Source organism: Curtobacterium sp. MCLR17_043, from assembly GCF_003224215.1.
In the GTDB taxonomy this organism is placed as follows: Bacteria; Actinomycetota; Actinomycetes; order Actinomycetales; family Microbacteriaceae; genus Curtobacterium; species Curtobacterium flaccumfaciens.
Genome location: NZ_QKLH01000004.1, coordinates 188,997 through 210,487 on the forward strand (window position 1 = coordinate 188,997; position 21,491 = coordinate 210,487).

Consider the following 21,491-nt stretch of genomic DNA (forward strand, 5'->3'; position numbering starts at 1 on the left):
TCCGGGGACCCGACAACGGACGGGAGGCGCGGTGCCAGCTGGCACCGCGCCTCCAGGCCGGTCGTCGGTCGCGTCAGCGACCCGTGCGCACGACGCTCAGACGAGCGAGCGGAGCACGTACTGCAGGATGCCGCCGTTGCGGTAGTAGTCGGCCTCGCCGGGGGTGTCGATGCGGACGACCGCGTCGAACTCGATCGGCTGCTTGCCGGCCGGCGAGTGCTCGCTCGGCGTCGCGGTGACGTGCACCGTCTTCGGGGTGCGGCCCTCGTTCAGCTCGGTCAGCCCGGAGATCGAGACGATCTCGGTGCCGTCGAGCCCGAGGGACTCGACCGTCTCGCCCGCCGGGAACTGCAGCGGGACGACGCCCATGCCGATGAGGTTCGAGCGGTGGATCCGCTCGAAGCTCTCGGTGATGACCGCGCGGACACCGAGCAGGTTCGTGCCCTTGGCAGCCCAGTCACGGGACGAGCCGGAGCCGTACTCCTTGCCACCGAAGATGACGAGCGGGATGCCCTGCTCCTGGTAGTGCTGCGAGGCGTCGTAGATGAACGACTGCGCACCGTCCGGCGTCGTGAAGTCACGGGTGTACCCGCCCTCCACGCCGTCGAGCAGCTGGTTGCGCAGACGGATGTTCGCGAACGTGCCACGGATCATGACCTCGTGGTTGCCGCGACGCGAGCCGTAGGAGTTGAAGTCCTTGCGGTCGACGCCGTGCTCGGCGAGGTACTGGCCGGCGGGGCTGTCGGCCTTGATCGAACCGGCCGGCGAGATGTGGTCGGTCGTGACCGAGTCGCCGAGCTTCGCGAGCACCCGGGCGCCGGAGATGTCCGAGACCGCGTCGGGCTGCATCGTCATGCCCTCGAAGTACGGGGGCTTCCGGACGTAGGTCGACTCCTGGTCCCACTCGAAGGTGTCGCCGGTCGGGGTCGGCAGGTTCTTCCAGCGGTCGTCGCCCTCGAACACGGAGCCGTACTCGTGGGTGAACATCTCGGTGTCGATCGACTCGTCGATGACCTGCTGCACCTCGGCCGCGTCGGGCCAGATGTCGGTCAGGTAGACGTCGTTGCCGTCCTGGTCGGTGCCGAGGGCGTCCTTGTCGAAGTCGAAGTGCATCGACCCGGCGAGGGCGTAGGCGATGACCAGCGGCGGGGACGCCAGGTAGTTCATCTTGACGTCGGGGTTGATCCGGCCCTCGAAGTTGCGGTTGCCCGAGAGCACCGCGGTGACGGCGAGGTCGTTGTCCTGCACGGCCTGCGAGATCTCCTCGGGCAGCGGGCCCGAGTTGCCGATGCAGGTGGTGCAGCCGTAGCCGACCGTGTAGAAGCCGAGCTGCTCGAGGTAGGTGGTGAGACCGGCCTTCTCGTAGTAGTCGGTGACGACCTTCGACCCGGGTGCGAGGGTGGTCTTCACCCAGGGCTTCGCGGTGAGGCCCTTCTTCGCGGCGTTCCGGGCGAGGATGCCGGCGGCCATCATGACCGACGGGTTCGACGTGTTCGTGCACGACGTGATGGCGGCGATCGCGACGGCACCGTGGTCGATCGTGAACGGGTCGGCCCCGTCCATCGCGACCTTCGTCGGCGCCGAGGCGGTCGACGGTGCGCTCGACACGTGCACGTGCTCGTGCAGCGCAGTGTCCTCGTTGGTCGAACCGGCGGCGATCGGGTCGGAGGCCGGGAACGTCTCCTCGACCGCGTCGTCGAGGTCGGTCTGCTCGGACGGCGTCGTGTAGTTGTTCAGGTCGAGCTCGAACTGGGTCTTCGCGTTCGTGAGCTCGATGCGGTCCTGCGGACGCTTCGGGCCGGAGATGGAGGGCACGACCGTGGAGAGGTCGAGCTCCATGTACTCGGAGTAGTTCGGCTCGACCGAGGCGTCGTGCCACAGCCCCTGGGCCTTGGAGTAGGCCTCGACCAGGGCGATCTGCGCCTCGTCGCGACCGGTCAGCCGCAGGTAGTCCAGCGTGACGTCGTCGACCGGGAAGATCGCCGCCGTCGAACCGAACTCGGGCGACATGTTGCCGATGGTGGCGCGGTTGGCGAGCGGGACGGCGCCGACGCCCTCGCCGTAGAACTCGACGAACTTGCCGACGACGCCGTGCTTGCGGAGCTCCTGCGTGATGGTGAGCACCACGTCGGTCGCGGTCACGCCGGCCGGGATCTCACCGGAGAGCTTGAAGCCGACGACCTTCGGGATGAGCATCGACACGGGCTGGCCGAGCATCGCGGCCTCGGCCTCGATGCCGCCGACGCCCCAGCCGAGCACGCCGAGGCCGTTCACCATCGTGGTGTGCGAGTCGGTACCGACCAGGGTGTCCGGGTACGCGTACGTCTCGCCGTCGAAGTCACGCGTGTAGGTGACCTTCGCCAGGTACTCGATGTTGACCTGGTGGACGATGCCGGTGCCCGGCGGGACGACCTTGAAGTCCTCGAACGCGGTCTGGCCCCAGCGGAGGAACTGGTAGCGCTCACCGTTCCGCTCGTACTCCAGGTCCGTGTTGCGCTGCAGGGCGTCCGTGCTGCCGAACAGGTCGGCGATGACGGAGTGGTCGATGACCATCTCGGCCGGGGACAGCGGGTTGATCTTGTTCGGGTCGCCGCCGATGTCCGCCATGGCCTCGCGCATGGTGGCGAGGTCGACGATGCACGGCACACCCGTGAAGTCCTGCATGACGACGCGTGCCGGCGAGAACTGGATCTCGGTGTCGGGTTCCGCGTCGGGCCGCCAGGAGCCGAGCGTGCGGATCTGCCCCTCGGTGACGTTCTTGCCGTCCTCGGTGCGCAGGAGGTTCTCGAGCAGCACCTTCAGGCTGTAGGGCAACTTCTCGTGCCCGGGAACCGAGTCGATCCGGTGGATCGCGTAGTCGACACCCCCAACCGACAGTGTGTCCTTCGAGCCGAAGCTATTGACTGCAGCCACCGTGCCGCCTCCCTACTGATCGGTTTGCCCTCATCCTCGCGGGCCGTGGACCGTCCCACCAGCAAGGCAAACCTAATCCCGAGGACGCGTGCGCGCCCTGCGAGAACTATCTTGATGTCGAGAGAACTCTACACCGGGGCGACGTCGTCGCGTCGGACGAACACGGTGCGGACCAGCAGCCAGGTCACCCAGAGCACCGCCGCGTACAGCGGCACGCCGAGGATGAGCTTCAGCCCGGCGAGCAGTTCGACCTGCGCCGTCAGGTACAGCGGGACCTCCACCGCGAGCCGGACCGCGAACAGCCCGACCCAGATCCAGGTGGCGACCGTCAGCACGCGGCGCTTGACCGGGTCGGCGCGCCAGTCGACGTGCGAGCCGTCCTCGTTCGCGGGCAGCAGGAAGCCGACGACGAGTCCGATGAGCGGCCAGCGGATCGCCAGCGTGATCAGCAGTCCGACGAGCCAGACCGCGTTGATGATGATTCCGGGGATGAAGTTGCTCTCCGCGCGGCCGGTGATGAGCGCCAGGCCGGCCGAGACCGCGACGCCGAGGATGCCCGCGAACGACATCGTCACCGACTGCCGCTGCAGCAGCCGGAGCACCACGAACACCAGGCCGACCGCCACCGGGATCACGACGCTCGGCACGAGCTCCTTCGTGATCGCGTAGACGACCAGGAACGCGAACCCGGGCAGCACCGACTCGGCGAGCCCACGCACCCCGCCGACCGCGCCGAGCAGCGCCCGGCCGGACGGTGCCTCACCGGGTGCCACGCGGGCGATCCCGGCGTTCTGCACGGCGTCACGGAACTGCGCGGAGAACGACGGCGCCACCGAGGGCTCAGCCGCCGGCGCCACCGATGACTCAGCAGCCGGTGCAACGGGGTCGGAGCCAGCCGTCTCGGGTCGTGGGGTGTCGTCGTGGTCCGGCACCGTGCCTCCAGGCGGGGTTGGTCGTCAGTCGGTCAGATCGCGGTCTGCGTCGACTTGGGCATGTGCAGCGGGATGAGGTCGCGCGGCGGCATCGGCGTCGTGCCGCGCACGACGACGACGCTGCGGAACAGCTCCTCGATCTCGCTCGCGTCGTCGGGCTGCTCGGCGGCCTTGCCGGCGATCACGCCGCGCAGGAACCAGCGCGGGCCGTCGACGCCGACGAAACGGGCCGGACGGGAGCCCGCGGTGCCGCCGTCGCCGTCCACGGCGACCGGGACGGACGCGCGGAGCTCGGGGCCGAACGGGCCGTCGACCTCGGTCACGACACCGCCCTGGCGCTCGATCTGCTCGGCGATCTGGGCGCGGATCTCGTGCCACAGGCCGGTGGACCGGGGTGCCGCGAACGGCTGGACCTGCAGCGTGGACTCGTCGTAGTCGAGCCCGACCGCGACGACGCGCTGCGAGCCCTCCTCGACCTCGAGGCGCAGGTGCAGGCCCTCGCGCGGGAGCACCTTCACCCCGCCCAGGTCGACGTAGGGGCGGACCAGGTTCGCCTCGGTCTCGTCGTGGGGGCCGTTCTCGGCCCGGTCCTCCGGAGCGGACTTGTCCGTCGGGGCGACCGCGTCGACCTCGTCGAGGTCCGCGTCGGCATCCGTCGCGATGTCGACCTCGGGGGACGTGTCCGCGACCTCGATGTCGTCGGCGACGGCGTCCGCCACCTCGACCTCGTCCCGCTTGCGTCGGCCGAACTTCATGCGCGCGTTCCTTCCTGAGCGTCTGCGGCGGCACCGGTCACGGCGTCGCTCCGGTCACCGTAGCCCGACGAGCCGAACCCGCCCTGTCCGCGGACGCTGTCCGGCAGGTCGTCGACCCGGGTGTAAGTCACCTGCGGCACCGGCATCACGATCAACTGGGCGATGCGGTCGCCGACGTGCACCTCGTACGGTTCCGTCTGGTCGGTGTTGAGCAGAGCGACCTTGATCTCCCCGCGGTAGCCGGAGTCGACGGTGCCGGGGCTGTTCACGATCGTGATGCCGTGCTTCGCAGCCAGGCCGCTCCGCGGGACCACGAACGCGGCGTACCCCTCGGGCAGCGCGACGCGCAGGCCCGTTGCGGCCAGGTGTCGCTCCCCCGGCTGCAGCACGAAGGCCTCGGTGGAGACGAGATCGGCACCCGCGTCGCCGGGGTGGGCGTGGCCGGGAGCGTGCTCCCCGGTCCAGAGGACGTCGACTGGTTCGGTCACGTGACGAGGGTAGTGCAGCCGTGACCGTTCCGTGACCTCGCTCGCTCGTGATCGAATGGACCCGTGACCCTGTACCGCGAACGACTCTGGGCCCCGCCCGCCCTCTACCTGGCGACGGCGCTCGTCATCCCCGCCACCCTGCTCGTCTTCCTCCCCATCAGCGTCCTGGCCGGCGTCCTCGTGGCGATCGGGATGGAGCTCGGGGTCCTCGTCCTCCTGTGGGCACTCGCACCCACCATCGAGGTCACCGACACCGAGTTCCGCGCGGGCAAGGCCCACCTCCCCCGCACGCTCGTCGGCACGACCGAGGCGTTCGAGGGCGCGGCGGCCACCGAGCAGCGCGGGCCGGCACTCGACGCCCGCGCCTGGACCCTCTTCCGCGGCTACGTCCGCGGGGTCGTCAAGGTCGAGGTGCGCGACGACGCGGACCCGACGCCCTACTGGCTGGTCAGCGTCCGGCACCCGGGCAAGGTCGTCGAGGCGCTGCGGTCCTGACGGACCACGGTCCACGGCCTGGAGGCGCGGCTCGGCCCCGCCTCGCAGCACACGACGAAGGCCCCGCATCCCTGGAGGATGCGGGGCCTTCGCTGATCGTTGCGTCGAGAGCGACGCGGCTGTGCTCGCTAGAGCGAAGCGCACTCCGCGCACACCGGTCCGAGCTTCGACTCGTGGTCGAGCTGGGAGCGGTGCTTCACGAGGAAGCACTCGACGCAGGTGAACTCATCGACCTGCGGGGGCAGCACCACGACGTCGAGGTCGACGTCGCTGAGGTCCTGCCCGGCGAGTTCGAAGCTGCCGGGGTTGTCGGAATCATCGTCGACGACCCCCGACATCTTGTCGGGAACGCGCTCCTTGAGGGCCTCGATCGACTCTGAGTCAGAGTTGTCGTCGGTCTTCCGGGGGGCGTCGTAATCGGTGGCCATGCCCATCCATTTCTCGTATCGAGAGGTCGTCGCCGGGTGATCGGCGGCGACAGTTTGCACCACGCCCCGCCAGAGCGCAAACCGAGTGCTGCGGCGGGTCGTGCTGGCTGTGCAACCCATGACCGGAACCGGACATTCCCGACACCCGTTGCCGGAGCGCCGCGCGCCCGGGATCGGCCGTGCGGATGTCCGCGGCACGCCCGTGCGCCTCCCCGGAAACCGCCCGTCGTCCCTGCATACTCACGGGGTACGACAGCAGGACCGTACGCGACGCTGGGAAGGCGGAACCATGCAAGACGTGAGAGTCATCGGAGTCGAGTCCGGCGCACTCCTCCTGGCGACCGACGGCGGCACCGAGTTCCGGTTGCCCGTCACGTCGTCGCTGGCAGGCCAGGTGCGCCAGGCGAACCCCGACGCCGGACCGCAGAAGCGGGTCTCCCCCAAGGACGTCCAGGCGCGCATCCGTGGTGGCGCCGACGCCGCCGACGTGGCCGCCGCGCTCGACGTCGACGTCGAGTACGTCCGCCGCTTCGAGGGCCCGGTCCTCGCCGAGCGTGCCTTCATCCTCGACGCCTCGCACCGCGTGCCGGTCACCCCGGTCGACGACGAGGCCCCCGACACCTTCGGCCCCGCGATCACCGCGAAGCTCGAGGCCGGCGAGGCCACCGCGATCACCTGGGGCTCCTGGAAGCACCCGGAGAGCGGCTGGCAGGTCCGCGTCCGCTACACCGCGGGCGAGGTCGAGCACGACGCCCAGTGGCACTTCGACCCCAAGACCTCGACCCTCGTGCCGGACAACGGCGACGCGCACCGGCTGTCGCACACCGACGACGAGGGCATCGCCCCGCGTCTGCGTGCGGTCGAGTTCGAGCAGCAGGACGACGACGGCACCCGCTTCGACTCCGGCGCCTTCCGCGTCGACGAGCCGGAGCAGCCGGCCGCCGAGCCCGAGCCGTCGCAGCACGCACCGCTCCGTGCACCGCTGCCCCGCATCGGCCAGGCCGCCGTGGAAGAGCGTGCTCCCGGCAACGAGACCGCCGACCTGCTCGAGGCGCTCCGCCGTCGCCGCGGTGAGCGCGAAGCAGCGTCCTTCGGCGAACAGCGCGACGAGTCCGCCCGCGGCACGTCCATCAGCGTCGTCGACATCCCGCTGCAGGGCTTCGAGGACGGCGGCGCGCACGACACCGCGCCGCAGTCGACCGATGCCCGTCCGGCGTCGGCGCCCGAGCCCGAGAGCCGTGGCGAACGCAAGAAGCGCAACCGCCGCTCGATGCCGAGCTGGGACGAGATCGTCTTCGGCACCCGCCCGGACGACGACCCCGCCTGATCCGCACGTCGCCCGTCGGCGCTGGCGCCCTCAGTGGGCGAACGCGCCGGCGAGCCGGAGCGGCACGATCGTCTCCTCGTCGGTCATCGCCCCGTGCTGGCCGATCATGCGCTTCGGCGTCTCGTCCTCGCGCAGGGCACGGTCGTCGTTGAACGCCCACGAGCCGCGCGCCACGACGAGCACGTCGCCGATGCGCGGCACCACCTGGTCGGACACCTGCCCGAACCACCCGGCCTCGATCGCCTCGGCACGGCTGGCGACGGAGGCCTTCTTGCCGTAGCGGGCCCGGAACGCGCCGACCAGGGCGCGGACGTCGGTACCGGGTGCGACGGTGAGCTGGCGGCAGCGCGGGTCACCCGCGACGCCGACGACGTCGGTGAGCAGCAGCGGGTCGATGGCGATGTTCGCGTGGTCCGGCACGTCGAGCACACCGTGGTCCGCAGTCACCAGGACCCCCACGTCCTCAGCGGTCCGGGCATCGAGGCGGGCGAGTTCCCCGTCGAGCAGCTCGAGGGCGGCCGTCCACCGGTCGGACTGCCAGCCGTACTTGTGCCCGATGGAGTCGAGCTCCGGCACGTACAGGTAGACGAGCGAGCGGCCGGTGGCGGTCTCGGCCAGTGCGGCGTCGACACGCTGCGGGATGGTGTCCGCGGACACGTACCGGGCGCCGCCGAGCACGTTCGCGGTCATCCCGGACGAGCGGTACCGGTCCGGCCCGACGACGACCGGGTCGAGCCCGAGCTCCGCGGCCCGGGTGAACAGGGTCTGCGTCAGGAACCAGTCGGCGGGCACCTCGGTGTCCCAGCCGCCCAGCAGGTTCATCACGGCACCGGTGTCCGGGTTCCAGCCGCTGTACCCGACGACGCCGTGGCTGCCGGGCGAGCGGCCCGTGGTCAGGGTGCTCAGCGCCGCCGCGGTCGTCGTCGGGAACCCGCTCCGGAGCTTCTTCGCGGTGCCGGTGCCCTTCGCGCCGGTCAACCAGCGGGCGTGCCCGGCGCGCGCCGCCAGCGCGGCGGAACCGAGGCCGTCGACCAGCACGACGATCGCCGAGCGGGCGGGGCGGAGGGCGATCCGGGCCTCCAGGCCGTCGTTCCGCAACCACGCGTCGTCCGCAGCGCCGAGCGCCACGAGGCAACTCGGGAAGACGTCGGCGAGGTTCGCGACGGCGTCGGGGGCCGTCGGTACGCTTGTTCCCATCCCACGAGTCTCCCAGACGACTCCGGTTCTCCAGAAAGGTGCCATGGCACGCACGGACGTAGTCGGCCTGCCCGACGGTGAGCGCATCGAGGACGTCGACGTCTCCGAGGAGATGCAGGGCTCCTTCCTCGAGTACGCGTACTCCGTCATCTACTCGCGGGCGCTGCCCGACGCCCGCGACGGCCTGAAGCCGGTGCAGCGCCGCATCCTGTACCAGATGGCAGAGATGGGGCTGCGGCCCGACCGCGGACACGTCAAGAGCGCCCGCGTCACCGGCGAGGTGATGGGCAAGCTGCACCCGCACGGCGACGGCGCGATCTACGACGCGCTGGTCCGCATGGCCCAACCGTTCACGATGCGCGTGCCGCTCGTCGACGGTCACGGCAACTTCGGCTCGCTCGACGACGGCCCCGCTGCCGCCCGGTACACCGAGGCCAGGCTCGCCGAACCGTCGATGGCGATGACCGAGGGCCTGGGCGAGGACGTCGTCGACTTCGTCCCGAACTACGACAACCAGATCATGCAGCCGGGCGTGCTGCCGGCGGCGTTCCCGAACCTGCTCGTCAACGGCGCCTCCGGCATCGCGGTCGGCATGGCGACGAACATGGCGCCGCACAACCTCGGCGAAGTCGTCGAGGCCGCGAAGCACCTGCTCATGAACCCGCAGGCCAGCCTCGAAGAGCTCATGGAGTTCGTCCCCGGCCCCGACCTGCCGTCCGGCGGCACGATCGTCGGGCTCTCCGGGGTCCGCGACGCCTACGCCACCGGCCGTGGTTCGTTCCGCACCCGCGCCAAGGTGAGCGTCGAGAACCTCACCCCGCGCAAGGTGGGACTCGTCGTCACCGAGCTGCCGTACCTGGTCGGCCCCGAACGCGTCATCGAGAAGATCAAGGACGGCGTCCAGTCCAAGAAGCTCGTCGGCATCTCGGACGTCAACGACCTGACCGACCGCAACCACGGGCTCCGGCTCGTCATCGGCATCAAGAGCGGCTTCAACCCCACCGCCGTGCTCGAGCAGCTCTACAAGCACACCCCGCTCGAGGACGGCTTCGGCATCAACAACGTCGCGCTGGTCGGCGGGTCACCGCGCACCCTCGGGCTCCGTGAGCTGCTCGACGTCTACGTGCAGCACCGCCTCGACGTCGTCACCCGCCGGTCCCAGTACCGGCTGGCACGACGCAAGGAACGGCTGCACCTGGTCGAGGGCCTGCTCATCGCGATCCTCGACATCGACGAGGTCATCCAGGTCATCCGCACCTCCGACGACTCCGAGGCGGCGCGCAACCGCCTGCGCGACGTCTTCGACCTGTCCGAGGTGCAGGCCGAGTACATCCTCGAGCTGCGCCTGCGCCGCCTGACGAAGTTCTCACGGATGGAGCTCGAGGCCGAGCGCGACCAGCTGCTCGCCGACATCGCCGCCCTCGAAGAACTCCTGGCGTCCGACGAACGGCTCCGCGCACAGGTCGCCCTCGAGCTCACCGAGGTGTCCGACAAGTTCGCGACCCCGCGGCGCACCCTGCTCACCGAGGCCGACGCCCCGGTGAAGGGCGGTCGGAAGGCCGCGGTCGACCCGGAGTCCCTGCAGATCGCCGACTCGCCCTGCCGCGTGCTGCTCTCCACCACCGGACGGCTCATCCGCGTCGACATCCCGACGTCGGAGCTCGGCATCGTCCGCGTGCCGAAGCGCTCGAAGCACGACGCCGTCCGCTCCGCCGTGGTGAGCACGGTGCGGGGGCAGATCGGCGCGATCACCTCGACCGGTCGTGTCCTCCGGCTCTCCCCCGTCGACGTCCCCGCCGTACCGCCCGCCGCGGTCCGGCTCGACGCCGGCGTCCGGGTCACCGACTTCCTGGCGCTCACCAAGGGCGAGACCGTCGTGGCGATCGTCGACCTGTCCGGCGCGTCGTCGGACTCGTTGGCGATCGGCACCGCACACGGCGTCGTGAAGCGCGTCGTGGCGGGTGCGTGGCCCGACAAGCCGGAGTTCGTCGCCATCGGCCTGAAGCCCGGCGACCACGTGGTCGGCGCTGCCCAGGCCCCGGAGTCCGACGACCTCGTGTTCATCAGCTCGAACGCGCAGCTGCTGCGCTTCCCGGCGTCCGTCGTCCGGGCGCAGGGGCTGCCCGCGGGTGGCGTGGCCGGCATGGCCCTGGCCGACGGCGCCTCGGTGATCTGGTTCGGCTCGGTCGCCCGCTCCGACGACGCCGTGGTCGCCACGGTGTCCACCACCTCGACCGCACTGCCCGGCACCGACGCCGGCCGCGCCAAGGTCTCCGCCCTGTCGGAGTTCCCGGCGAAGGGCCGCGCCACCCAGGGTGTCCGGGCGCACGCTTTCCTGAAGGGCGAGGACGGGCTCACCGTGGGCTGGGCCGGCATCGCGCCGCCGCACGCCGTCGGCACGGACGGCGCCGCACGGACCCTGCCCGACTGGCTGTCGAAGCGTGACGGGTCGGGTGCCCCGCTCGAGGCGGTCATCGGCTCGATCGGCGGCAGCGCCGCGACGCTCGACGGCACCGCCGGCGAGGCGTAGGGGCGCGCTGGCGTCCGCCACGTTTAGCGCCTGGCGACACCTCACGCCCGTGGGGATGCGTGAGGTGTCGCCCAGCGCGTGAGAACGCAGGGCGCACCGGCCTGGAGGCGCGGGGCGGCCCCGCCACGGGCCTCCCGTCCGACATCGCGGAAGCGACAGAACCCCGCCGACGTTCGGCGGGGTTCTGTCGCTCTTACGCCATGGAGCGTGCGCGTCGGCCGAGCGGTGTCGCTTTCGCGACGCGCTACGCGTCGATGCGGTCGCGGTCCAGGCCCTCGCCGGCCAGGATGAACTCCTTGCGCGGCGCCACGTCGTTGCCCATGAGCAGCTCGAAGACCTTCGCGGCGCCCTCGGCATGGGTCACGTTCACCCGGCGCAGGGTGCGGTGCGCGCGGTCCATCGTGGTCTCCGCCAGCTGGTCGGCGTCCATCTCGCCGAGGCCCTTGTACCGCTGGATCGGCTCCTGGTACTTCTTGCCCGTCTTCTCGAGCTTCTTCAGCACCGTCTGCAGCTCCTGTTCGGAGTACGTGTAGAGCGTGTCGTTCGGCTTGCCGCGGTTCACCACGACGACCCGGTGCAGCGGTGGCACGGCGGCGAAGACCCGGCCCTGCTCGATCATCGGCCGCATGTACCGGAAGAACAGCGTCAGCAGCAGCGTGCGGATGTGGGCCCCGTCGACGTCGGCGTCCGACATGATGATGATCTTGCCGTAGCGGGCCTGGTCGATGTCGAACGTGCGGCCCGAACCGGCGCCGATGACCTGGATGATCGACGCGCACTCGACGTTCGAGAGCATGTCCGACACGGACGCCTTCTGCACGTTGAGGATCTTGCCGCGGATCGGCAGCAGCGCCTGGTACTCGCTGTTGCGGGCGAGCTTCGCGGTGCCCAGCGCCGAGTCACCCTCGACGATGAAGAGCTCGGTGCCCTCGGTCTCCTGCGAGCGGCAGTCGGCGAGCTTGGTCGGCAGCGAGGAGTTCTCGAGCGCGTTCTTGCGGCGCTGCGTCTCCTTGTGTGCCCGCGCCGAGATGCGGGTCTTCATCTCGGACACGACCTTCTCGAGCAGGGCGGCCGACTGTGCCTTCTCGGTGCGCTGCGTCGAGGTGAGGATCTCGGTGATGCGCTTCGACACGACCTGGTCGACGATCTTGCGGACCGCCGGGGTGCCGAGGATCTCCTTCGTCTGCCCCTCGAACTGCGGCTCGGGCAGGCGCACCGTCAGCACGGCGGTCATGCCGGCGAGCACGTCGTCCTTGTCGAGCTTGTCCTGCCCGACCTTGAGCTTGCGGGCGTTCGCCTCGACCTGGGCACGGACGGCCTTGACGACGCCCGACTCGAACCCGGCCTGGTGGGTGCCGCCCTTCGGCGTCGCGATGATGTTGACGAAGCTGCGGAACACGGTCTCGTAGCCACTGCCCCAGCGGAGCGCCAGGTCGACCTCGCACTCGCGCTCGACCGAGGTGGAGACCATGTGGCCCTTGTCGTCGAGCATCGGCACGGTCTCGGTGAAGGTGCCGGTCCCTTGCACGCGCCAGACGTCGGTGAGGGGGCTGTCGACGGCGAGGTGCTCGACGAACTCACCGATCCCGCCCTCGTACCGGAAGCGCTCCACCACCGGCCCGGCGGCCACGGTGGTGCCCGTCGCCTCGGCCCGGGCAGCAGCAGCCTCGATCGACGCCGCGCGCTCGTCGGTGATGGTGATGCCGAGCCCGGGCACGAGGAACGCGGTCTGGCGTGCACGGGTGACCAGGTCATCGGTGCTGAACCGGGCGTCGGCGGTGAAGATCTGGCGGTCCGCCCAGTACCGGATCCGGGAGCCGGTGACACCCTTCTTGACCTTGCCCACCACACGCAGTTCGCTGCCCGAGGTGAAGGGCGCGAACGGGGCGTCCGGCCCGATGCCCTTGCTGTCGTCGAAGATGCCCGGCTCGCCGCGGTGGAACGACATGGCGTAGGTCTTGCCGCCCCGGTCGACCTCGACGTCGAGGCGCTCCGACAGCGCGTTCACGACCGAGGCGCCGACACCGTGCAACCCGCCCGAGGCCGCGTAGGACCCCGAGCCGAACTTGCCGCCGGCGTGCAGCTTGGTGAACACGACCTCGACCCCGGTCAGGCCGGTCTTCGGTTCGACGTCGACGGGGATGCCCCGGGCGGTGTCCCGGACCTCGACCGAGCCGTCGGCGTGCAGCACGACACCGATCTCGTCACCGTGCCCCGCGAGGGCTTCGTCGACCGAGTTGTCGATGATCTCCCACAGGCAGTGCATGAGGCCCCGGGAGTCCGTCGAGCCGATGTACATGCCCGGCCGCTTCCGGACCGCCTCGAGCCCTTCGAGGACGGAGAGATGGCGTGCGGAGTAGTCGGAGCTCACCGTCGGAGTTTACCGAGCGGCACCGACAGCACCGTGTGGACACTCGCACTGGGGCCAAGCGATCCGCGCTGAGCGAAACAGGCCCCGACAATGCGTCGCTCTCAGGCATCACGTGTTGAAATGGTGCAACTACCCGGCACCACCTGCGATCCGTGAGGAGCACAGCAATGACCCAGACCGTGCAGGACCCCTCCATCGACGAAGTCAGCAACCACCAGCTGACCGCCGCCGACCGTTGCGACAGCTGCGGGGCGCAGGCCTACATCCGAGCCACCATGTCGAGCGGCGAGCTCTACTTCTGCGCCCACCACGGCGCCGAGTTCAAGGACAAGCTCGCGGCGACCGCCATCGAGTGGCACGACGAGAGCAGCCGACTCTACGAGTCGAAGTAGTCGCGACCGATAGACGGACAGGAGGCGCGGTGCCAGCTGGCACCGCGCCTCCCGTCTGTCTGCAGCCTGGTTCAGAACGCGCGGAGACGACGAAGGCCGGGCCCCCCTCGGGACCCGGCCTTCTTCTTCGTCCGTCAGGCGATGCGCTTGAACGCCTTGTCGACGTACCGGTCGACCGTGGCGCGCGCTTCGCGTGCGTAGCGGTCGATGGTCGCCGTGCGCTCGGCGTCCGGTGCGTACTCGCGGCCCAGCCGTGCGGTGGCCGCGGCGAGGACGCCGTCGGTCAGCTGCGGGTTGAGCGGCAGGATCGGGCCCTGCGTGTGCGTGCCGAACGACGTGCCGACGATCGCACCCTCGACCGGGGCTCCCGCCTGGTTGCCACCACCGGACACGACGTCGGCGAACGGGCTGACCCCGGCCGCGAGTTCGATCGTGGTGGCGTGGTCCTCGAAGCCGGCGAGACGCTTCGGTGCTCCGGGGAGCAGCGGGTACCGGGTCTCGAGGACGAAGTAGTTCACGCGGCGCTCGGCACCGCGGACGGCCCGGGCGTCGAACACGCCGAAGCCGGCGACCGGCGCACCCTCGGTCGGCACGACCTCGTTCGTCGCCAGGTCGAACCCACCGCCGACCGCGATGACCGGCACACCATCGGTCGCGAACGCACGGAGCGCGCCGCCGATGCGGGTGACGTCGTCGCCCAGGGAACGCATCGCGCTGAGCGGTCCGTTGCCGATCACGACGACGTCCGCCGCGGTCGGGAGCTCGTCACCGGGCGCGTACTCGAGGACCTGTGTCTCGATGCCCGAAGCGGCCGCACGGCGGACCAGGGCCGCGACGTTGCCACGGTCGCCCGACACGCCCATCTGCCGGGGGTAGACGTGCAGGATGGTCAGCCGGTCGGCCGTCATGCGGTCTTCTCCATGTCCGGGTGGCCCAGGGCCTTGCGGGCGATCATCATGATCTCGTAGTTGACGATGAAGTTCTTCGTCCCGCGGGTCGTCGAGCCGAGCTGCTCCATGTGCTTGATGGCTGCTTCGACGTCGGGCTCGACCCGGCCGATGCGGACACCGGCGTGCTCGAGCGCGATCGCGATCTGCCACGCCTTGTCACCGGAGACGACGTCCACGTGGTCGAGCTTCGAGAAGTCGATGTCGTAGATCCAGGAGATGTCGGGCGTGCCCTCGTCGATCGCCATGAGGACCTGTTCGGGCTGGTCCGGTAGGGCGTCGAGGTTGAGCTGCAGGCTCGCGGCGTTCTTGAACATCGTGAACTCGGCGGATTCGCCCGCGATGGGCAGACGCTCTCCGCGGCCGTACGCGGGCTTCATCGTGCCGAAGGCCTTGGTCACGGCATCGGCGCGGAACTGCGCGCCGAGGGCCGCACTGGCCGTCGCGGTGGCCGCAGCGGCGTCGACCGCGTAGTGCAGGCCGCGGGCGGGCAGGCGGACCGGGATCTCGGCACCGTCGAAGCGGATCGTCGCGCCGTCGCCCGTGTGGGCCACGACCTCGGCGTCGGCGGTGTGCTGGGCACGGTCACCGGCGTCGAACGAGTCGGCGTTCTGCAGACCGTTCGGTGCCGCGGCGATGACCTCGTCGCTCGCACCGAACCGCAGGACGCGCTGCCCGGGGGCGCCGGAGTAGCCGTCGAGGAACTGGTCGTCGTGGTTCGTGATGACGTTCGCCGTCGACAGTGCGGCAGTGTCGAGCATCATCGTCGCCACGCGCTCGGTCTCGAAGAACCGGTACAGCTGGTCGACCTGCACGTTGAGCATGGTCACCGTCGAGGGCGACAGGATGCCGGCGAGCTCGACCGCGAAGGCCTCGTCGACCTCGAGGATGCCGATGTCGGCCTTGAGCCGGCCGGTCAGCGAGACCTCGGACAGCAGGGCCGACGCGATGCCCTGCGGCAGGTTCGCGCCGGACGGGTTCGTGAAGACCCGCAGCCCGTGGGCCCGCACGATGTCGGAGATCATGTGCGTGGTCGTCGACTTGCCGTTCGACCCGAGCACGAAGACGACGCCGTTCGGGAACTGCTTCGTCACGTGCTGCAGGAAGTCCGGCACGAGCTTCAGGACGATGTACCCGGGGTAGGCGGACCCGCCGCCCCTCGCACGGGCGAGGGCACGGAGGATCCGCCCGATCAGGATCGGGATGAAGAAGCGCATGCCGGCTTACTCGAGGTAGTCGCGCAGCGACTGCGACCGCGACGGGTGGCGGAGCTTCGCCATCGTCTTGGACTCGATCTGACGGATGCGCTCGCGCGTCACGCCGAACGTGTCACCGATCTGGTCGAGGGTCTTCGGCTGGCCGTCACCGAGGCCGAAGCGCATGCGGATGACGCCCGCCTCGCGCTCGGACAGGGAGTCGAGCAGGCTCTCGAGCTGCTTCTGCAGCATCGTGAAGCCCACCGCGTCGGCCGGCACGACCGCCTCGGTGTCCTCGATGAGGTCACCGAACTCCGAGTCGCCGTCCTCACCCAGGGGCGTGTGCAGCGAGATCGGCTCGCGGCCGTACTTCTGGACCTCGACGACCTTCTCCGGGGTCATGTCGAGCTCGCGGGCGAGTTCTTCCGGAGTGGGTTCGCGACCGAGGTCCTGCAGCATCTGCCGCTGGACGCGGGCGAGCTTGTTGATGACCTCGACCATGTGCACCGGGATGCGGATGGTGCGGGCCTGGTCGGCCATGGCGCGGGTGATGGCCTGACGGATCCACCACGTCGCGTAGGTCGAGAACTTGAAGCCCTTGGTGTAGTCGAACTTCTCGACCGCACGGATCAGGCCCAGGTTGCCCTCCTGGATGAGGTCCAGGAACTGCATGCCACGACCGGTGTAGCGCTTCGCGAGCGAGACGACCAGGCGGAGGTTCGCACCGAGCAGGTGCGACTTCGCACGCTGACCGTCACGGGCGACCCAGCGCAGTTCACGCTCGGCGGGCTTCGAGAGCCCCGTCGCGTGCTGCAGCTTGTCCTCGGCGAACAGGCCGGCCTCGATGCGCATCGCGAGCTCGACCTCCTGCTCGGCGTTGAGCAGGGCGACCTTGCCGATCTGCTTCAGGTAGTCCTTCACCGGGTCGGCGGTGGCACCCGTGATGGTCGTCGAGTAGACCGGCGCCTCGTCGTCGTCGGTCTGCGAGATGACGAGCGCACCGGCGGCGACCGCGGCAGCGGCGTCCGGCTTGGCCGTCTTGTCGTCGGTGTCGTCGGCCTCGTCGGTCGGCTCCTCGACGGGCTCGTCGGAGGCGATCGCCTCGTCGACGGCGTCGGTCTTCTTCGCCTTGGGCGCCGCCTTCTTGGCGGGCGCCTTCTTGGCGGGGGCCTTCGTGGCGCGCTTCTTCGGCGCTGCGGTGCCCTCGGTGTCCGTGGCGTCCTCTGCCACAGCGCCCTCGGGCTCGGTGTCCTTCGTGGGATCGATCGTCGTGCTCCGGGCAGCCATGCGATCACCTCTCTCGTCGTGCCACGTTCGTGGGGTCGTGGCCTCCCTCGCCGCCCAGGTCCCGCGCCGCAGTCCCCCGCGTCGTACGAGTCCTACCGTTCCGGGCAGCACTAGGACCCATGTCAAGTCCCCCGAGTTCACCGGCGCACCGAAGTGCTCCGACAGACAGGGGTCCCGAACGGGTCCGTGATCATTATTGCACGTGCCGCTTCCGCAGGCGTGCAACGAGTGCAACCCAGAGTGGCCCGACGCGTATTCCCTCTTCCGAGTGCAGCACCCGGCGGGTCCGACGGCGGGCGTGCAGGAGCATCCCGACGCCGAAACCGACCACGACGTACTGCACCGTGAGGGCGATCCGGAAGTTCTCCCAGGCGAACACCTCGGTGCCCGAAGCCCGCGCAGCGACGTCGAGGACGACGCCGATCAGGTACATCATCACGAAGGCCGCCAGGAACCCGCCGACGTTCACCACGCCGTTCGCCGAGCCGAGTGATCCGACCGGGTTGAAGGTCCGGGCGAAGTCGAAGCCGATCAGGGAACCGGGCCCACCGATCCCCATCGCGACGACGAGCAGCACGAGCAACCACGTCGGCGGGTGCCCGGGCCAGAGCAGGATCGCCGTCCAGAGCACCGCGAGCAGGACGACCACGCCGAGCACCAGGTTCGACCGGCGCATCGGGAACCGCGCGCAGAGCACGCCGAGCACCGGACCGGCGACGAACCCGACGACCACGATGATCGTGAGGAACCCGGCAGCCTCACCCGGGGAGTACCCGAGCCCTCGGAGCATCGGCACGCCCCACAGCAACGAGAACACCGTGCCCGACGACTGGGTGACGTAGTGCGACCAGAACCCGAGCTGCGTGCCCGGGCGCCGGAGCGCGTGGCCGAAGGTGCTGAACGCGGCACCCCACGAGTGCGGCAGCGGGATGGTGTCCGTCCGCACCGGCACGGGACCGTTCCGCACGAAGACCGCGGCGAGCACGAGACCGACAGCGCTGGCCGCGGCCGCGACGCCGAACGCCGGGGTCCAGCCCACTGTGTGCAGGAGCACGGCGAACGGGAACGCCGACAGGATCTGGCCGATCTGCCCGAGGTTGCCCGTCCACTGCGAGATCTGCGGCAGGATCCGGCCGCTGAACCACATCGGCACCAGGCGGATCACCGAGATGAAGGTCATGGCGTCACCGGCACCGACGAGCACCCGCCCCGCGATGGCCGGCCCGATCGACGGGGACACGGCGACGATCGCCTGTCCGACGACCAGCAGCGCGGCGCCGAGGAGCACCAGCCGGCGCGGGCCCACGCGGTCGAGCGCGATCCCCACCGGGATCTGCAGCCCCGCGTAGACGGCGATCTGCACCACGGCGAGGGTGGACAGGACCGCGGCGGAGACGGCGAACCGGTCCTGCGCGTCGACGCCGGACACCCCGAGCGAGGACCGCTGCACCACGGCGAGGACGTACGCGAGGACCGCGACGCCCCAGATCAGGAAGGCACGACGGGAGTTCACCGGACCAGGCTACCGACGCGTCCCCACGTCGATGCGCGACGAGCGTCGTCGACGCGCGTCACGTCGTGCGGGCGACCGGAGGACGGCCTGGAGGCGCGGTGCGGGGCCGCCACGGGCCTCCAGGCCGCCCTGTGGGGACGTCCGGATCCCGCGACGGTCAGTCGGTCGCGTCGCCCTGGGTGCGCCGGTCGGCGAGGAAGCGCTCGAGCTCGGCCGCGATCGCGTCGGCGGTCGGCACCTCGCCGTCGACGCCGGTGAGCGGCGACGCGACGGGGTTGCCCTCCATGTACGTGTCGTGCCGCTCCTCGAGCACGGAGACCAGGCGCTGCAGCTCGGGGTTGCCGGCCACCTGCTCCTCGACGCGGGTGAGGAACTCGCGACCCGACTCCCGCAGGGCGTCGGTCGGGAAGATGAGCCCGGTCGCGGCGGCGATGCCGGACAGCGCTGCGACGGCGGCGTCGGGGAACTCGGTGTCGGACAGGTAGTGCGGCACGAGCAGCACGAGCCCGGTGACCTGGGCACCCGTCTCGGCGAGGCGGTGCTCGACCAGGTGCAGGACGTTCGCCGGCGCCTGGGTCTCGGGCTTCCAGACGCTCATCTGCTCGACGAGGTCGGCCCGGGTGCCGGAGACGGTCAGGCTGATCGGACGGGTGTGCGGGACCGGCATCGGGATGGACTGCACCCACGTGGTGTCGGCCACCTGCAGGTCGGCGGCGAGCCCGGTGACCGCGCGGACGAAGCGGTTCCACTGGAAGTCCGGCTCGTAGCCCGACAGGAACAGGAACGGCTGGCCGATCTCGTCGCGCACCAGGTGCAGGGCCAGACGGGGCGGCTCGACGGCGCTGATGTGGTCGTGCTCGAAGGTGATGACCGGCCGACGGGCCCGCCAGTCGAGCAGCACGTCCGGGTCGAACTCGGCGACGAGTTCGGTGTCGAGGTCCTCGAGGATCGAGTTCGTCACCTGCGCGACGGCCGATCCGGCATCGGCGAAGCCGGTCAGCCCGGCGATCAGGTGCAACCCTGCTGGCACGGTCGGGGCGTCCGCGTCGAACGTGTAGAGCTCCTCGGGGTGGTTCACCGTCCCCATGCTAGGCGGGGCCTCCGACGTCCCCGGTGCGCGACGACCACGCCGACAGCGAACAGGCCGTCGGTAGGGTTGGAGCATGGTCCGACCGACGCTCTCCACCACCAGTTCACCCCCCGAGACCACCACCGCCGACGTGCTCGTCGTCGGGGTCCGCCCGGGCTCGTCCGGCGAGGCCGACAGCACCGCTGTGCTCGCTCCCACTGCCCTCGGCACGCTCGATGCCCTCGCCGGCCTCGACCTCGCCGCGATCGGGGTCACCGGCGCGAAGGACCAGCTCGTCCGGCTGCCGGCCACCGGCGTCGGTGCGAAGTCGGTCGCGCTGATCGGCCTCGGCTCCGCCACGGGCGCCGCGGCGATCCGCGCTGCGGCCGGCAGCGCCGTGCGACAGCTCCCCCGGGTCGACTCGATCACGCTCGCCCTGCCCACGGACTCGGCCGAGCTCGTCGACGCCGCCCTCGAGGGCGCGGCGCTCGGCGCGTACGCCTTCACCCGGCACAAGGGCACCGGCACCAAGGCCCCGGCCCGCGGTGACCAGCGCATCGAGGTCGTCGCCCCCGCCGACGTCGCAGCCGACGCCGCCGTGCGCCCCGCGATCGTCGCCGACGCCGCGTCGCTCGTGCGCGACCTCGTGAACACCGCCGCGGGCGACCTCGGGCCGCAGGACGTCGCCGACGTCGCGACCGGGTTCGCCTCGGACCTGCCGCTCACCGTCGAGGTCCTCGACGAGCAGGCGCTCGAGGAGCAGGGCTTCGGCGGCATCCTCGGTGTCGGCCGCGGTTCGGCGCGTCCCCCGCGCCTGGTCGTCGTCCGGTACGCGCCGGACTCCGCCACGAAGCACCTCGCCCTCGTGGGCAAGGGCATCACCTTCGACTCGGGCGGCCTCTCGCTCAAGCCCGCGGCGTCGATGCTCGGCATGAAGACCGACATGACCGGTGCCGCCACGGTGCTCGCCGCGACCGTCGCCGCCGCCCGCCTGGGGCTGAACGTGCGCGTGACCGCGTGGCTCGCCCTCGCCGAGAACATGCCCTCCGGCACCGCGACCCGCCCGGGCGACGTCCTGACGCTGAAGAACGGCACCACGGTCGAGGTCACGAACACCGACGCCGAGGGCCGCCTGGTGCTCGGCGACGGGATGGCCGCCGCGTCGCTCGAGGAGCCCGACGCGCTCGTCGACGTCGCCACGCTGACCGGCGCCCAGGTCGTCGCGCTCGGCGACCGCACCACCGGCCTGATGGGCAGCGACGACCTCGTCGCGAAGGTCCGTGCCGTCGCCGAGGGCGTCGCGGAGCCGATCTGGCCGATGCCGCTGCCCGAGGAGCTCGAGGCCCGGCTGTCCAGCGACGTCGCCGACATCGTCAACGCCACGGTCGGCAACCCGGCCGGCGGCATGCTGCTCGCGGGCAAGTTCCTCGAGCGCTTCGCCGGCGAGGGTGTCCCCTGGGCGCACCTCGACATCGCTGGTCCGTCGGAGAACAAGGGCGGCGGGTACGCCTGGTTGGGCAAGGGTGCGACGGGCGTGATGGTCCGGACGCTCATCGCTCTCGCAGAAGACCTCCAGTCCGAGTAGTAGGTTTGGTACCGGTGGGAACGGCGCACCGACGCGCCTCCCACCGGTACTGCACGGGACGGGACC

The 21,491-nt window shown here is 70.6% G+C and carries 17 protein-coding genes; 5 read left to right on the top strand and 12 right to left on the bottom strand.

The genetic code is table 11. The annotated features are described in order from the left end of the window. Window positions 1-96 precede the first annotated feature (96 nt). The 4 genes from acnA to dut form a co-directional block, all read right to left on the bottom strand. A complete protein-coding gene (acnA, locus tag DEJ03_RS05740; protein WP_110863850.1) occupies window positions 97-2,913 on the bottom strand; it encodes an aconitate hydratase AcnA in 2,817 nt (938 codons plus the stop codon). 128 nt (window positions 2,914-3,041) lie between these two features. Beyond that, entirely contained in the window at window positions 3,042-3,746 is a 705-nt protein-coding gene (locus DEJ03_RS05745) for a DUF3159 domain-containing protein (protein ID WP_258370579.1), read from the bottom strand. Between the two features lie 131 nt (window positions 3,747-3,877). Then, a complete protein-coding gene (locus DEJ03_RS05750) occupies window positions 3,878-4,600 on the bottom strand; it encodes a DUF3710 domain-containing protein (RefSeq protein WP_027465470.1) in 723 nt (240 codons plus the stop codon). Further along, on the bottom strand, window positions 4,597-5,088 hold the full coding sequence (gene dut / locus DEJ03_RS05755) for a dUTP diphosphatase (RefSeq protein ID WP_110863852.1): 492 nt from the start codon (window positions 5,086-5,088) through the stop codon (window positions 4,597-4,599). The genes DEJ03_RS05750 and dut overlap by 4 nt, the downstream gene beginning before the upstream one ends. A 63-nt stretch (window positions 5,089-5,151) precedes the next feature. On the opposite strand from dut, the gene DEJ03_RS05760 reads away from it, so the two are divergent. Further along, the gene (locus DEJ03_RS05760) at window positions 5,152-5,583 is read left to right on the top strand and encodes a DUF3093 domain-containing protein (protein ID WP_110859581.1); all 432 of its coding nucleotides are present in this window, start codon (window positions 5,152-5,154) and stop codon (window positions 5,581-5,583) included. Between the two features lie 128 nt (window positions 5,584-5,711). Here the strand turns inward: DEJ03_RS05760 and DEJ03_RS05765 are convergent, their stop codons facing one another. Next, window positions 5,712-6,011: a DUF4193 domain-containing protein gene (locus tag DEJ03_RS05765; protein ID WP_017886098.1), complete on the bottom strand. Its 300-nt coding sequence runs from the start codon at window positions 6,009-6,011 to the stop codon at window positions 5,712-5,714. A gap of 298 nt (window positions 6,012-6,309) precedes the next feature. Between DEJ03_RS05765 and sepH the strand changes: the two genes are divergently transcribed. Continuing rightward, the gene (gene sepH, locus DEJ03_RS05770; protein ID WP_163343679.1) at window positions 6,310-7,338 is read left to right on the top strand and encodes a septation protein SepH; all 1,029 of its coding nucleotides are present in this window, start codon (window positions 6,310-6,312) and stop codon (window positions 7,336-7,338) included. Between the two features lie 30 nt (window positions 7,339-7,368). Here the strand turns inward: sepH and DEJ03_RS05775 are convergent, their stop codons facing one another. Next, window positions 7,369-8,535: an alkaline phosphatase family protein gene (locus tag DEJ03_RS05775; protein ID WP_181422616.1), complete on the bottom strand. Its 1,167-nt coding sequence runs from the start codon at window positions 8,533-8,535 to the stop codon at window positions 7,369-7,371. Between the two features lie 43 nt (window positions 8,536-8,578). Between DEJ03_RS05775 and DEJ03_RS05780 the strand changes: the two genes are divergently transcribed. After that, complete coding sequence (locus DEJ03_RS05780; RefSeq protein WP_110863934.1) at window positions 8,579-11,065, top strand: DNA topoisomerase (ATP-hydrolyzing) subunit A; 2,487 nt, start codon at window positions 8,579-8,581, stop codon at window positions 11,063-11,065. Window positions 11,066-11,309: 244 nt separating this feature from the next. Here DEJ03_RS05780 and DEJ03_RS05785 read toward each other — a convergent pair whose 3' ends face one another. Beyond that, window positions 11,310-13,436 (bottom strand): type IIA DNA topoisomerase subunit B, encoded by a 2,127-nt coding sequence (locus DEJ03_RS05785; protein WP_071403953.1) that lies wholly within the window; start codon window positions 13,434-13,436, stop codon window positions 11,310-11,312. 167 nt (window positions 13,437-13,603) lie between these two features. Here DEJ03_RS05785 and DEJ03_RS05790 point away from each other — a divergent pair, with 167 nt between their 5' ends. Then, window positions 13,604-13,828: a hypothetical protein gene (locus DEJ03_RS05790; protein WP_017886093.1), complete on the top strand. Its 225-nt coding sequence runs from the start codon at window positions 13,604-13,606 to the stop codon at window positions 13,826-13,828. A gap of 134 nt (window positions 13,829-13,962) precedes the next feature. Here DEJ03_RS05790 and DEJ03_RS05795 read toward each other — a convergent pair whose 3' ends face one another. The 5 genes from DEJ03_RS05795 to DEJ03_RS05815 all read right to left on the bottom strand — a co-directional run bounded on the left by DEJ03_RS05795 (window position 13,963) and on the right by DEJ03_RS05815 (window position 19,858). Further along, a complete protein-coding gene (locus tag DEJ03_RS05795) occupies window positions 13,963-14,736 on the bottom strand; it encodes a type 1 glutamine amidotransferase (protein WP_110863854.1) in 774 nt (257 codons plus the stop codon). Continuing rightward, window positions 14,733-15,992 carry a MurT ligase domain-containing protein gene (locus tag DEJ03_RS05800; RefSeq protein ID WP_071244554.1) on the bottom strand — a complete coding sequence of 420 codons (1,260 nt, stop codon included), beginning with the start codon at window positions 15,990-15,992 and terminating at the stop codon, window positions 14,733-14,735. The genes DEJ03_RS05795 and DEJ03_RS05800 overlap by 4 nt, the downstream gene beginning before the upstream one ends. Window positions 15,993-15,998: 6 nt before the next feature. Further along, window positions 15,999-17,258, bottom strand: coding sequence for an RNA polymerase sigma factor (locus tag DEJ03_RS05805; protein WP_027465462.1), 1,260 nt, complete (start codon window positions 17,256-17,258; stop codon window positions 15,999-16,001). A 193-nt stretch (window positions 17,259-17,451) separates the two neighbouring features. Continuing rightward, window positions 17,452-18,771: a nitrate/nitrite transporter gene (locus tag DEJ03_RS05810; protein ID WP_071403956.1), complete on the bottom strand. Its 1,320-nt coding sequence runs from the start codon at window positions 18,769-18,771 to the stop codon at window positions 17,452-17,454. A gap of 157 nt (window positions 18,772-18,928) precedes the next feature. Next, window positions 18,929-19,858 carry a proteasome assembly chaperone family protein gene (locus tag DEJ03_RS05815; RefSeq protein WP_027465460.1) on the bottom strand — a complete coding sequence of 310 codons (930 nt, stop codon included), beginning with the start codon at window positions 19,856-19,858 and terminating at the stop codon, window positions 18,929-18,931. Between the two features lie 76 nt (window positions 19,859-19,934). On the opposite strand from DEJ03_RS05815, the gene DEJ03_RS05820 reads away from it, so the two are divergent. Continuing rightward, window positions 19,935-21,425 carry a leucyl aminopeptidase gene (locus DEJ03_RS05820; protein ID WP_110863855.1) on the top strand — a complete coding sequence of 497 codons (1,491 nt, stop codon included), beginning with the start codon at window positions 19,935-19,937 and terminating at the stop codon, window positions 21,423-21,425. Window positions 21,426-21,491 lie beyond the last annotated feature (66 nt).